10 protein-coding genes are annotated in these 13115 nt (G+C 71.2%); 6 read left to right on the top strand and 4 right to left on the bottom strand.

The window, feature by feature from the left end; all coding sequences use genetic code 11:
* Positions 1 to 11 precede the first annotated feature (11 nt).
* Positions 12 to 3437 carry a hypothetical protein gene (locus I0C86_RS13235; protein ID WP_196201540.1) on the top strand — a complete coding sequence of 1142 codons (3426 nt, stop codon included), beginning with the start codon at positions 12 to 14 and terminating at the stop codon, positions 3435 to 3437.
* Between the two features lie 102 nt (positions 3438 to 3539).
* On the opposite strand, the gene I0C86_RS13230 is transcribed toward I0C86_RS13235, so the two are convergent.
* Positions 3540 to 4721: a monooxygenase gene (locus tag I0C86_RS13230; RefSeq protein WP_196201539.1), complete on the bottom strand. Its 1182-nt coding sequence runs from the start codon at positions 4719 to 4721 to the stop codon at positions 3540 to 3542.
* Between the two features lie 203 nt (positions 4722 to 4924).
* Here I0C86_RS13230 and I0C86_RS13225 point away from each other — a divergent pair, with 203 nt between their 5' ends.
* Positions 4925 to 5761: a YcnI family copper-binding membrane protein gene (locus I0C86_RS13225; protein WP_196201538.1), complete on the top strand. Its 837-nt coding sequence runs from the start codon at positions 4925 to 4927 to the stop codon at positions 5759 to 5761.
* A 25-nt stretch (positions 5762 to 5786) separates the two neighbouring features.
* Here I0C86_RS13225 and I0C86_RS13220 read toward each other — a convergent pair whose 3' ends face one another.
* Positions 5787 to 6290 (bottom strand): hypothetical protein, encoded by a 504-nt coding sequence (locus I0C86_RS13220; RefSeq protein ID WP_196201537.1) that lies wholly within the window; start codon positions 6288 to 6290, stop codon positions 5787 to 5789.
* A 280-nt stretch (positions 6291 to 6570) separates the two neighbouring features.
* Between I0C86_RS13220 and I0C86_RS13215 the strand changes: the two genes are divergently transcribed.
* Complete coding sequence (locus I0C86_RS13215; protein WP_196201536.1) at positions 6571 to 8148, top strand: restriction endonuclease; 1578 nt, start codon at positions 6571 to 6573, stop codon at positions 8146 to 8148.
* A 61-nt stretch (positions 8149 to 8209) separates the two neighbouring features.
* On the opposite strand, the gene I0C86_RS13210 is transcribed toward I0C86_RS13215, so the two are convergent.
* Positions 8210 to 8602, bottom strand: a complete 393-nt coding sequence (locus tag I0C86_RS13210; RefSeq protein WP_196201535.1) for a winged helix-turn-helix transcriptional regulator — start codon at positions 8600 to 8602, stop codon at positions 8210 to 8212.
* Positions 8603 to 8873: 271 nt separating this feature from the next.
* Between I0C86_RS13210 and I0C86_RS13205 the strand changes: the two genes are divergently transcribed.
* Complete coding sequence (locus I0C86_RS13205) at positions 8874 to 9959, top strand: acetate/propionate family kinase (protein WP_323373616.1); 1086 nt, start codon at positions 8874 to 8876, stop codon at positions 9957 to 9959.
* 15 nt (positions 9960 to 9974) lie between these two features.
* On the opposite strand, the gene I0C86_RS13200 is transcribed toward I0C86_RS13205, so the two are convergent.
* Positions 9975 to 10142: a hypothetical protein gene (locus I0C86_RS13200; RefSeq protein WP_196201533.1), complete on the bottom strand. Its 168-nt coding sequence runs from the start codon at positions 10140 to 10142 to the stop codon at positions 9975 to 9977.
* A 443-nt stretch (positions 10143 to 10585) separates the two neighbouring features.
* Here I0C86_RS13200 and I0C86_RS13195 point away from each other — a divergent pair, with 443 nt between their 5' ends.
* Both I0C86_RS13195 and I0C86_RS13190 read left to right on the top strand, forming a co-directional pair.
* The gene (locus I0C86_RS13195; RefSeq protein WP_196201532.1) at positions 10586 to 11761 is read left to right on the top strand and encodes a low temperature requirement protein A; all 1176 of its coding nucleotides are present in this window, start codon (positions 10586 to 10588) and stop codon (positions 11759 to 11761) included.
* Between the two features lie 338 nt (positions 11762 to 12099).
* The coding region (locus tag I0C86_RS13190) for an endo-1,4-beta-xylanase (protein ID WP_196201531.1) at positions 12100 to 13115 on the top strand (1016 nt) is incomplete at its 3' end.

The raw sequence follows: 13115 nt of genomic DNA, 5'->3' as shown, positions 1-13115 counted from the left end.
CAATGATCACCGTGCCGACCTCGACCGATGAATTTCTGCGCGAACTGGAACCGTTGCCGTACTCGCAACGGCGTCGCCGGCTCGCACCGATCGTCACGGCGATGGCCGCCGACGGCGTGCTCGATCGGATCCTGACCGAGCTGCGCGACGGCGACCACTACCAGCGCCATCTGGCGCTGATGATGGCGCTGATCAGCCAGGACGCCGCAGCGGTCCGGGCCGGGCTGGCCGACGACGACCCGCAGATCCACGCGCTCGCGGTCCGGGCCGCGCTCCGGTCGAACTGGCTGACCGTCCCCGACCTGGTCGAACTGATGGCCGACGCGCCCCCGCTGACCCGCCAACTGGTCTACCGGACGCTGGCCGGAGTGCGGCGGCCCGACCTCGCCGACGCACTCGTCGAACTGGTCCGGAACCGGTACGGCGAGCCGGAGGCCGCCCGGCTGCTGCCCAGCTGCGGCGCCGACACCGTGCAGCGGCTGCTACCCGAACTCGACCATGCGATCCCGAGCTGGTCGCGGCTCGTCCGTCGACACCGCGACGTCGTGCTCCGGCACGCGGAAGAGCTGCTTCCCGGGCTCGACAAGGCCGGCCTGGACCGCTGGTGGCAGCACTGCGGCCAGCAGTTGCTCAAGGGGGCCGCCACGGCGCCCCGGCAGGTTCTCGACCTGCTGGACCGGTTCGCCCCGTCGACCTACCTGCCCGGCAACCTCGCCGACTACGGGGTGCTGACCGCCGCCGACCCGCACCGGATGGTACGGCTGCTGACCGCCCCCGGCCGGGCGGCCTGGCTGTGTCGCAACACCCTGCCCACCGCCCTGCTCGACCGGCTGAGCCGGCTCGACCCGGTCAACCTGGTCGGACTCGCCGGTCGGCTGCGGGACGACGAGGCGGCGTTCGCCCGCCTGCTCGAAGCGTTGCCACCGAGCCGGCGGGGGACGCTCTACGACGCGGCGATGGCGCAGGTGGAGGTGGAGAACCTGGTATCCGGTGACCGGCTGCTGACGGTCCTGCCGCACCGCTGGCGGCACCGGGAGGCGAGGCGCATCCTCGGGCTGGCACGGATCCAGGACGACGAGGCGGCAACCCTGCGGTACACCGCCCACCTGCCGTGGCCGGACGCCGAACCGGTACTGACCGCCGCCACCCGGCGGGCCAGCGCGGACGATCGTGGGACCGGCTATGAGTTGCTGCTGCTCGCCGCCAAACGCAGCGCCGACCCGGAGGCCGTCGCCGTCGCCGTCGAGCGCCTGCTCCGACTGCGCAACGACCAGGATCCGGTCCGGGTCCGCGCCCTGCTGACCCTGGCCGAGCTGCCCCGGCTGCTCGGCTCCGGCTCGGTCGAGACCCTGGACCAGATCGTCGTGGCCGCGGTCGAGGCCCGGGACGCCTCCGCCGCCACCCGTTCCGCACTCAGCCGGCTGGCGGTCGCGGTGCTGCGGCACCATCCGGGCCGGTCCGCCCTCCGCGACTGGTCGTGGCGGACGCTGGACCGGCTGTTCCAACTGCGCGGTCAGCCACCGCTACGCGAGCTGGCCGCCGGGCTGCGGCGGGGCCAGGAGCAGGAGTTCTTCGCCACCGTACGGCCGTGGTTGGCGGCCGACATGGCGCGCGGCAACTACCAGTCGCTGTTCGCCGTCAGTTGGAGCCTGGGCCGGCGTGGCTGGCGGCTGCCCGGGTTGCAGGACATGCTGCGCCAGGCGATCAGCCCCGACGTCATCCCGAGGGTGTTCGAACAGGCCGTGGGACGTTGGCTCGACGACCCGTCCACCCGGTCCGAGCGGGTGGCGGAGGTCCTCCGGATCGACCTCTCGGCGATGACGATCCCCGAGGTCGAGCATGTCGTCGCCAGCCGCCGCACCGATCTGCTCGACCTGCTGCTGGCGGGCCCGGTGTCGCCCGGAAGGTTCCTCAACGCCGGCCAGCGGTGGCGCCCCCGGTACGCCCGGTACGCGCGGCGGTGGCTGCCGCGTCAGCAGCGGGCCGTGGTGGAGCTGCTGGCCGGGCGCGCCGCCGATCCGGAGGCGCCCGTCCACGACCGTGCGTTGGCGGTCGCCACCGCGGCCTGGGTACCCGAACATGGTCGGCAACTCCTCGCCCGTTACGTCGACTCGCCGGACGTTCCCCTCGCCGAGGCCGCCCTCGGCGCACTGCCCTGGACCGACCGGCCGGCCGAGGCACTGCCGATCCTGCTCGCCAGGGCCGACGGTGACCGCGCCCGGGTCGCCACGTACGCGGCCAGCCGGGCGGTGCAGTTCGCCGCGCCGTCCCGGCTTCCCCGCCTCCTCGGTGACATCGCGACGCGGCGGGGCAAGGTGACCAGTCGTAAGGAGGCGATCCGACTCCTCGCCCGGTTCGGCGGGCCGGAGGCGATGGACCTGCTGCTCGACGCGTGGCAACAGCCGGAGCAGCACCGTGACGTCCGCACCGCGATCGTCTCCGCCGCCCGGCTCCGGCTGGACCGGCCACAGTGCTGGGAGATCGTCGAACAGGCCGTCACCGGCGGCCGGGAGGAGGTGCTCGCGCTGCTGGGCAATCCGGTCCGGACCACCGCCGCCCCGGACCGCCCCCGGTACGCGGCACTGGTCGTCCGGGCCTGCGACCATTCCGACCCGGTCGTCGCGCGCGCGGCCTGGGGGATGCTGCCGGACTGGGCTCCCTGGGCTCCGGACCTCGTCGGGCTCGTCGTCACGGCGGTGTCCCAACTCGACAGCGAACGGACCTGGCCCACGGTGGCGAACGCGATCACCCGGCTGCTCGACAGCCAGCCGGACGCGCCGACGGCGACGACTTCGACACGCCCGGCCCCGGCGACGACGACATCACCAGCAGCACACTCGGCCGCAGCGACCGTGAGACGCCCGCTGGGCGCGGCGCTCGCGGCGCTGGTCCGGCTCGACGGCCTCGACGCCGATCCGGGTGGACCGTCCGCCGACCGATCAGCCCGGCGCCGGGTCGAGTTCCTGGTCGAGAACACGATCCGGTGGGCCGAAGACGCCGGGCCCGAGGCCGACCGGGAGCCGGTACGCGAAGCCGCCCGGATGCTGGCCGGGCACCCGGAGTTCGTACCCGCCGCCGGCCTGCTGCTCAGCCATCTCGCCCGGCTGGACTCGGCCGTACCGGACGATCTGGCGGCGGATCTCGCCGAGGTGGTCGAACTGGTGGCCGAGCGGCCTGCGTTGGCCGACCGGCTCGCCGAGGGTCTTGCCGGACGGGTACGGACCGGCGGGGACCGGTGGCCGGGTTCCACGTTGCTCGGCGCGGCCGGTCGGCTCGCGGGGCATGGCGACCTCGCCACCGGGCTGTTCGCCGTGTCGCTGAGCCGGGCCGGCGGCCGCTACGGTTGGAGCCAGCCGTGGCGGGACCTCCTGCACGAGCTTCGGCGCCATCCGGTCCCGGACGTCCGCTCGACCGCCTTCGACGTCGTCATGTCCTGAAGCGACGTGTCCTGAGGGCGACATCGTTTCGATCCGACCCGAGCCGAGTCCGCTGGTTCGTTCAGGCCGGTCCGGGAGTCGTTCAGACCGGCCCGGAGGCGTTCACGCCGGTCGGGACAGGATGACGAGCCCGAGGCACATCTCGTCGCTGGTGCCCTCGCCCCAGACGACGTACCGGGCCGGCTGGGCACGGAGTTGCGGCAGCCGCTGGCGCAGCGTGACGTCGTGGGTGCAGGTGACCCGGTAGACGTCGCCCGGCCTGACCGCGACCGGCGTCGCCGGCGGCCGGATGGACTGCTCGTCGAAGTCGTACGTCGGGATGTCGAGCAGGGTCCGCGCCTCCGCCGTACCGGGATTGAGTTCGATCTTGATCGCACGGCCGAGCAGGTGCATGTGTCCGGCGAGCGCGTGGATCCTGCCGGCCGCACGGACCTCGTGGTCACAGTGCTGGGTGTCGCCGGCCACCGGGGCACGACCCTGGTTGCAGTGGTTGTTCAGCTGTTCCGCCTGCTCGCCTGACTCCGCGCCGAACCGGTGCCGGACGTCCCGCACCGCGGCCTCGCGCGCGCACAACTCGCCGTGCTCGTCCTCGGTGCACGGCAGCTCGACCGGCGCCGGCAGTAGCTCGGTGACCAGCGGATCCACGGCGGTGGCGCCGTCGAGCAGCCGCAGCCGGATGCCCGACTGGTCGCTCCCGACCGCACCGCCGCCGACGCCGAGCAGGTTGTAGTGCACCTGCATCACAAGTTGGCTGCCCGGTGGCATCGGATAGCCGATGCCGGGTTCGAGCAGTGTTTCGTTCGCCCCCGGTGCCCAGTGCGCGACCCACGCCGCGTCGCCGATGCCGGCATTGCCGAAGCAGGTCCAGCCCGGCTCCGGGCTGCTCGCGTCGAGGTGGCGGGCCGGCGCCGTGTCGGCGGGGCTGAGCCGGAAGAAGATCGCGTGATGGACGATGTCGGCGTTCTGCGGCAGGAACTGACTGCCGGTCAGGTACCCCTGCTGGGTCAGCTTCGGGTCGACCAGAAAACACCGGTACTCGTCGCTGCCGCCGTTGCGCGCCACCGGCCGGTACGGCTGCGGCATCGTGAGGTCGACGAACCGTTCACCGCTACGCAGCGCCGCCTCCGGTACCCGGAGCGGGCCGACGTGCCCGCCATGCGAGCTGGCCGAGGCGGAGGCGGACGGCGCCGCTCCGGGTTCCGGCCCGCTCGCACAGGACGCGGTCGGAACGACGACGGCCAGCGAGACGGCCGCGGCGAAGAGTGCGCGTACGGGTCGATGCACGTTCTTCCTAACGGTGGACTTCGAGTCAGGATCCGGGCGTACCCGTAATTGTCAGATGGATCCGGAATCCTCCGAAGAGAACCCCTGACCGGCGCGGAGCCGCTCGCCGGAACGGCGGCGTAACATACCGGCCCGTCGGTTGAACCTTTTCCGCCCCGGGGCCGAACTACCTGGAGTGTCGGCCGGACGAAGGGACTGTCTCAGTGGGTCACAGGGCATTGTGCGGGGTCCTCGGCGTCGTCGCGTCCGCCGTCGTGGCGGCGACCCTCGGCGCCGCGCCCGCGATGGCGGACGTGACGATGACACCGGGGCAGGCCGTACAGGGCGACGCGGCGAAGCTGACCTTCCGGGTGACCGAGGACCGGGCGCCGGCGTACACCACCAAGGTCGAGCTGCTGATGCCGGAGTCGGCACCGGTCGCGGAGACGTATCCGTTGTCGGTTCCCGACTGGGCGCCCCGGATGACGATGCGGAAGATCGACCAGACGATCGGTGGGATCCACCACGGACAGGTGACCGAGGTGGTCGCCAGCATCGTCTGGACCCGCTCCGGTGCCCCGGCGGCCAGTGGCGGCGGAGCCGAACTGATCGTGTCGCTGGGACCGATGCCGCAGACCGACCAGATGACGTTCGGCGTGGTGCAGACGTACTCGGACGGCCACGTGACGAACTGGAACCAACCACCGTCCGCCGAGGTTCCCCGGCCGGAGTTCCCGGCCCCGGTGCTGACCCTGGCGCCGCCGGCCGCGCCGCCCGCACAGGCCAGCCCGGCGGGCACCGGAACGGACACGCCGGACGACGCCGCCCCGGTCGGTGACGACAGTGGGCAGGGACTTGGTCCGCTCGCCGTCGGACTGGCGATCGGCCTGCTCTGCGGCCTGGCGGTCGCCGGCTGGCTGTACGTCCGCCGGCCGAGGGTCGCCGCCGCGACCGGCGGACCGGACCCGAACCCGGATACGGACCCAGATACGGACCCGGACCCGGAGGCGGCGCCGACCCCGGCACCGGACCGGGGAAAGGGCTGGCGACTACGGGAGTGACCGGAGGTTCCCCGGTGCCCGCTCGTCACTCGTCGGTGGCGGCGTCCTCGTCCTCGGACTGGTCGACGTCGCCCCGCCGGAGTACCGCGTCGGGACCGGACAGCACGGTCACCCGGTAGCTCAGGCCGAGGTTGGAGAAGATCTGACCGCGAAGGCCCAGGCAGAGTCCCACCCCCGGCAGCCCCTCCGGGTGCTCGAAGAACTCGACGACCGGTTCGGCGACGGCGCCGACCAGTCCCTGGGTCCGCAGCGCCGTACTGGCCACCTGAAGCAAACCGACCGTGACCTGCACCTCGACGTCGTCGAGCGCGTCCACGTCGTACCAGTGGGTGTCGGGCAGGAAGAGCTGCGAGTCCACGTTCCGCTGCCGGTAGTCCGGGCCCTGCAGGCCGCTCTCCGGATCTGGACGGTCGCCGATCCAGGCCATCCCGGCATAGTCGCTGCGGAGCCGCCGCGTATCGGTCTGAAACTCCGTCACGACGGTGTCGAGGCGCGGCTGGGCGACGAGGTGCACGTCTGCGTCGGTCACGCGCGGCACCCTAGCACCGCCCGACCGGGCCCGGAGACTGGCCACCCCCGGCGTCACCTGGGGCGTTCCGGTTCGCAGCGACCGCTTCGCCCCGTGGCGCTACCCTGGGGTCCCCGCTGGACGGACCCGTCACCTTGGACCAAAATGTGCATGCGTCGAGGACGACGGTCGACGTCGGGCTGGGAAGGGACGGCAACTCGGGGGAAGGGATGGCACCGGTAACGCGCGGTAACCGGTGTTCGAACGGCGATCGGGGACGCACATGGGCATCATGGGGCAGATGCAACGGGCGCACGCGCAGCAGGTGCACGCCCAGCAACGAGCGTCGACCACCCCGTACCAGCAGCACCAGCAGATGCTCTGGGAGGCCGAACACGCGCGGCGGGCCGCCGAACGCGCGGCCGAGACGGACGAGCGCGAACGCAAACGGCTCTACATCGAGGCCCGGTCGGCGCGGGTGGCCGCCGCCAACGCGAATCTCCAGTCCCAGCTGGACGAGCTCGACACCCTGTTGCAGACGACGCTGGACATCGACGACCACATCGACCTCGAACGGCTGAAGAAGAAGGCCAGCTATCCGCAGTTCCAGCCGGGTGATCTCGGCGTACCGCTGCGGGCGCCGGACTGGCGGCGGTTCGCGCCGCCCGAGCCGAAGGCCCTGGGCAAGATGTTCGGCGGCGAGGCCAGGTACCAGCAGTTGCTGACCGAGGCGGAACAGGCGTTCGAGAAGGCCAAGGCGAAGTACGCCGCCGCCGAGGCGGCCCGGGAGCAGCGACTCGCCCAGGCCAGGCGGAAGTACGAGCGGCACTGCCAGCAGCTCGACGCGCAGGTGGCCAGCCACAACGCCGAGATCGAGCAGTTCGGTGCGGCACTGGCCGCCGCCGAGCCGAACGCCGTGGTCAAGTACTTCGGACTGGTACTCGGCAACTCGGTCTACCCGGACGACTTCCCGCAGCGCTACCGGCTCGCGTACGTTCCGGACTCCCGACTGATCGTCGTCGAGTACCTGCTGCCGACCGTCGACGTCGTCCCGAGGATCCAGGAGTACCGGTACCTCAAGGCGCGCGACGAGGTGCAGGTGACGGCCCGGTCGGCGGACGACACCCACCGCCGGTACGCGGACGTGATCACCCAGGTGGCGCTGCGTACGGTGCACGAGCTGTTCGAGGCCGACCGGACCCGGTTGGTGGAGACGATCGTCTTCAACGGCATCGTCGAGACGACCCATCCGGGAACCGGCCAGGCGGTGCGCCCGTGCCTGGTGACGCTCCGCACCAGCCGGGACTCGTTCACCGCGATCAACCTCGGCAAGGTGCTTCCGGCAGCCTGCCTGCGGCATCTGCGGGCCACGATGTCGACCCGGCCCGAGGATCTGGTGGAGGTCCGGCCGGTGCTGGAGTTCGACGTCGTCGACAAGCGCTTTGTCGACGAGGTCGACGTGCTGGCCGACCTGGACCAGCGGGCGAACCTGCTCACCATGAGTCTCGCCGAGTTCGAGAAGGTGATCCGGGACCTGTTCGGCAAGCTCGGCCTGGAGACCAGGACGACCCGGGCGGCGCCGGACGGCGGCGTCGACTTCGTGGCCTTCGATCCTCGGCCGATCTTCGGTGGCAAGGTGGTCATCCAGGCGCGACGGCACCGTGGCCCGATGGACGTCTCGGCGGTGCGGGACCTCTTCGGCACCGTGCTGGGCGAGGGGGCCACCAAGGGCATCCTCGTCACGACCAGCGGCTACGGTCCGGAGTCGTTCGAGTTCGCCTCGGGGAAGCCGCTGGAGCTGATCGACGGCTCGAACCTGCTGCACCTGCTCGCCGAGCACGCGGAGGTCCGGGCCCGGATCGACAGCCACGAGAGCTGAGTCGAGCTGCCGGCTGGCCCGGCTGGGGGCGGGGCGGGCTGGCCCGGCCGGGATCGGCGGGTCAGCCGGCCCGCCCACGCTCGCGGTCGTACGCCTCCCGGGCGGCGGCGATCGCCTCGCGGTGGCGTTGTGCCCAGCCGGTGAGGCTGACCAGGGATTCGTAGAGTTCCCGGGCCATCTCGGTGGCGACGTACTCGACCCTCGGCGGCACCGTGGGATAGACGGTACGGGTCAGCAGCCCGTCCCGTTCGAGGTGACGCAGGGTGAGGGTGAGCATGCGTCGGCTGATTCCCTCGATGGATCGCTCCAGCTCGGTGAACCGGACCGGACCGTCGCTGGCCGCGATGATGATCCCGATACTCCACTTACCGCCCACGCGGTCGAGAACCTCGCGCACCGTACAGGCGCTGGTCTGTTCGGCCTGGCAGGTCTCCTGCGTGTTCGGCTGGGACATGGCTGCGCCCTCCTTACCCGGCACCCATGATCCCACCACGGGTCCGGTGCCACCCGGCCGCCCTGAAGCCGCTCGGCGCGCAGGAGTGAACCGGACGTCGCTGGGTAAGGCGACGTCCGACGGACGCGCGACGTCCGACGCGACGGACGCGCGACGGGTGATCACGACGACGGCGCGCCGGACGGTTTGCGGCGTTGGCGTGCGGGAAGGGGGCGGGCGAATGTCGGCCGCGGCAACCGATCGATCGGCCGGTCGGTCCCCGGACCTCCCGGTGGTACTGACCGTCAACGCGGGTTCGGCCAGTCTCCGGCTCGACTACGTCCGCAACGGTGAGGTCGTCGACGGGCTCGAACGCGCGGAACCCCCCGGCTCGGCCGGGGCCGACCGGGCCGTACGGGAGTTCGTGGGAGCACACGACCCGCCCGACGCGGTCGGCCACCGCCTGGTGCACGGCGGCGACCTCATCCGGATTCCGACCCGGGTCGACGACGCGGTCCGCGCCGACCTGGACCGGCTGGACACCCTGGCTCCGCTGCACCTTCCGCCCGCGCTGCACCTGCTCGACCGGATCCGGGACCAGCTTCCCGGCGTGCCGCAGGTGCTGTGCCCGGACACCGCCTTCCACGCGCACCTGCCGGACGCCGCCGCCACCTACCCGCTGCCCGCGCAGTGGCGCCGACGCTGGGGGCTACGCCGCTACGGCTTCCACGGCCTCTCCTACGCGTACGCGTTGCGCCGGAGCGCGGAACTGCTCGGCCGACCGGTGGACGGGGTCCAGCTCCTGCTGGCCCACCTCGGTGGCGGCGCATCGGTCTGCGCGGTCCGGGACGGCCGCAGCGTCGACACCTCGATGGGATTCACTCCGCTGGACGGGATACCGATGTCGAAGCGGTCCGGCGCGGTCGACCCCGGGATGCTGCTCTGGCTGCTCGGCGACGACCGGCTCGACCTGGCGGAGCTGAGCGAGGGCCTGAACCACCGGTCCGGACTGCTCGGCCTCTCCGACGGCCGGTCCTCCGACACCCGGGACCTGGTCGCCGCCGCGCCGGAGGATCCCGCCGCGGCGCTCGCGCTCGCGGTCTACGCCCATCGGGTACGCCGGGAACTGGCCGCCGCCTCGACCAGCCTGGACCGGCTGGACGCCGTCGTCTTCACCGGTGAGATCGGCTGGGACCAGCCGGAGGTGCGACGCGACATCTGTGCCGGGCTCGGCCTGCTCGGTGTCGGACCGCCCTCCGGTGGCAACCCGGAGGTTGATTCGGTGGTCTCGACCAAGGGGGCCGGCGTGCCGGTCCTGGTCATCGAGCCCAGGGAGGATCTCCAGGTGGCCACCGAGACCCTCGCGGCGCTGCGGTGACTCCCCCACCCGACCTCAGGCCATCAGGCGGGTGAGAAAGTCGCCGATTCCCTGGGCGATCGCCATCAGGATTCCCCCGATCGTCTCGACCAGGTCGGCGGCGCCGTCCGGCCGGAAGGCGATGAAGAAGACCAGGAACCCCACGAACAGCCAGGTCAGGATCTTCTTGGCAAGAACTGGCATCTTTCCTCCGCTGGGGCGATCCCCCGTCTCGTACGACCTGGTCGACTTCGCCTGTCACGAGAGCTGGCGCGGCCGGATCCGGTCCGCGGGTGCGAGCAGCCCCTGCGGTCGGTACGGCCCTCGATCGGGGCGAACCTCGGGTCCGCCCGCTCGTCCGGCGAACCGTCGGTCCCGACCCGGTACGGGTCAACCGGCGATCGAGTGCTTCGCATCCCCGTCCTGACCGACCCGCAAACAGCTCCGGCGGAGCGACTGGGTGGCCCCGGAAGCCACCCCGGAGCCCGCCTGGTACGCCTCGGACGACCACGTCGCCCGGTGTCCGTGTCGTCCGGTATCCCGGCTACGTTGGATGATTTATACTAGAACACGCTTTTAGCATTCATTACGGCTTATCGCCCAGTTGATGTACCACGGGGAGCCGGACGACCCCCGGTGGAGGCAGGTTGACCAGGCGGGACAACCGGTGGAGGGTCCTGCGGCAGCGGGAGTCGAGCCAGGTCACCCACATCGAACTGTTCTTCGACGTGGTCTACGTGCTGGCCGTGACCCAGCTGACCGAGCTGCTGCTGGGCCGACTGACACCCCTCGGCGCGTTCCAGGTCGCGGTGCTCATGCTCGCGGTCTGGTGGGTCTGGGTCGACACCGCCTGGATCACGAACTGGTTCGATCCGGACCGCCCCGTGGTACGCGTCATGCTGATCGCGCTGATGGGGATCAGCCTGGTGATGTCCTCCGCCATCCCACAGGCGTACGGGGATCGGGGCCTCTGGTTCGCCGGGGCGTACGTCTCGCTCGAGGTCGGCCGGTGCATCTTCGTCGTCGCGACTCTCGGTGAGCAGCCGGCGCTGCGCGAGAACTTCCTGCGGATGCTGATCTGGCGGGTGACGTCCGCCCCGCTCTGGCTGGTCGGCGGGATGGTGCACGGTTCGGCCCGGCTGGCCCTGTGGACGGCCGCCCTGGCCATCGACACCACGGCGGCGGTGGCGGGGTTCTACATCCCCAGGATGGGCTGGTCCAGGCCGTCCGACTGGTCGATCAGCGGTGCCCACCTGGCCGAGCGGGCCCGACTGTTCATCATCATCGGGCTCGGCGAGTCCATCCTGGTCACCGGCTTGGTCTTCGGCGATCTGCCCCGCGATCCAGCCACCCTCACCACCTTCGCCGCCGCCTTCCTCGCCACCGTGGCGCTGTGGTGGATCTACTTCGACCGCAGCGCCGACGCCGCCCAGGCGGTCATCAACGAGTCCGACGAGCCGGGTCGGCTCGGTCGGTCCGCGTACACCTATTCGCACATCCCGATGGTCGCCGGCATCATCGTCACGGCGGTCGGTGACGACCTCGCGCTGAAGCATCCGACCGGGGCCGCCGATCCCGCCGTCATCGCCAACGTGCTCGGTGGCCCGGCGTTGTTCCTGATCGGGTACGTGCTGTTCAAGAAGGCCATCTTCGACATCCGCCCGAAGACGCACCTCATCGCGGCGGTCGTCCTCCTCGCCCTGGCCCCGCTCGGCCTGGTGGTCGATCCGATGACGCTGTCCGTCCTCGCGACCCTGGTGGTGGCGGCGGCCGCCGCCCGCAGCACCTTCGTCGTGGCACACCGGAGGCCGACCGGCCGCTGACCGGGGACCCGCCAGAGCAGCCGGCACCGGTGCTGAAAGATTTCGGGGTTCGCCGTTCGATGTTCCGAGATCATCGGAGTCCGGCACAGCCAAGTGGGTCCACTATCTACTGGTCATCGAGCGGAGTGCCGAAGAAACTCACCGGAAGTCTCGGCCGAATTTTCCGGAAATGTTGACCGTTCCATCGACCGGTGCAAGACTCTCAATCCATCAGCATCGATCGCCGCGCAGCCGCGGCCGCAGCGCGGCGTACCCGCGGCGCTTTGACTGCTCGCACACCGTGACGCCCGGACGGTCCACCACCAACGATCCGTCCGGCCTCCTAAGAAGGGGCACAAATGATCAAGAGATTCCTCGGTGCCGACGTGGGCCCCAGAGCACGACTCCGAGGCCGGTTCGCGGTCGTCATCGGCGCGGTGGCCGTCCTCGCCTCCGCCGGTGCCATGGCCCTGCCCAACACGGCCAGTGCCGCGACGACGCTGGGTGCGTCGGCCGCGGAGCGGGGCCGTTTCTTCGGCACGGCCGTCGCCGCGGGCAGGCTCGGTGACAGCGCGTACACCACGATCCTGAACCGCGAGTTCAACCAGGTCACGCCCGAGAACGAGATGAAGACAGACGCGACCGAGCCGCAGCAGGGCCAGTTCAGCTACGGCAACGCGGACCGGATCGTCAGCCACGCCCGCAGCCGGGGCATGCAGGTACGCGGGCACACCCTCGCCTGGCACGCCCAGCAGCCCGGCTGGATGCAGAACATGAGCGGCAGCACCCTGCGCCAGGCCATGCTCAACCACGTCACCCAGGTAGCCACCCACTTCCGGGGCCAGATCGCATGGTGGGACGTGGTGAACGAGGCCTTCGCCGACGGCAGCAGCGGCGCCCGCCGCGACTCCAACCTGCAGCGCACCGGCAACGACTGGATCGAGGCCGCCTTCCGCGCCGCGGACACGGCCGACCCGAACGCCCAGCTCTGCTACAACGACTACAACATCGACAACTGGAACGACGCCAAGACCCAGGGCGTCTACCGGATGGTCCAGGACTTCAAGCAACGCGGCGTGCCGATCGACTGTGTCGGCCTCCAGTCACACTTCACCGGCGGCTCGAACTACCCGAGCAACTACCGGACCACGCTGTCCAGCTTCGCCGCGCTCGGCGTGGACGTGCACATCACCGAGCTGGACATCCGCAACGCGCCGGCCGACGCGTACCGCAACGTGACGAACGACTGTCTCGCGGTGGCCCGCTGCAAGGGCATCACCGTGTGGGGCATCCGCGACTCGGACTCGTGGCGGTCCGGCGAGAGCCCACTGCTGTTCAACGGCAGCGGAGGAAAGAAGGCCGCGTACGACGCCGT

This window comes from Plantactinospora alkalitolerans, from assembly GCF_015690345.1.
GTDB lineage: Bacteria > Actinomycetota > Actinomycetes > Mycobacteriales > Micromonosporaceae > Plantactinospora > Plantactinospora alkalitolerans.
The sequence above is the reverse complement of the archived record's forward strand: the minus strand, read 5'-3'. Positions and strand labels throughout refer to the sequence as shown.

Bases quoted from the DNA above. Each gene is read 5' to 3' on its own strand.
- I0C86_RS13210 (WP_196201535.1), bottom strand. From the start codon at position 8,602: ATGTCCCAGCCGAACACGCAGGAGACCTGCCAGGCCGAACAGACCAGC.
- I0C86_RS13215 (WP_196201536.1), top strand. From the start codon at position 6,571: ATGCAACGGGCGCACGCGCAGCAGGTGCACGCCCAGCAACGAGCGTCG.
- I0C86_RS13200 (WP_196201533.1), bottom strand. From the start codon at position 10,142: ATGCCAGTTCTTGCCAAGAAGATCCTGACCTGGCTGTTCGTGGGGTTC.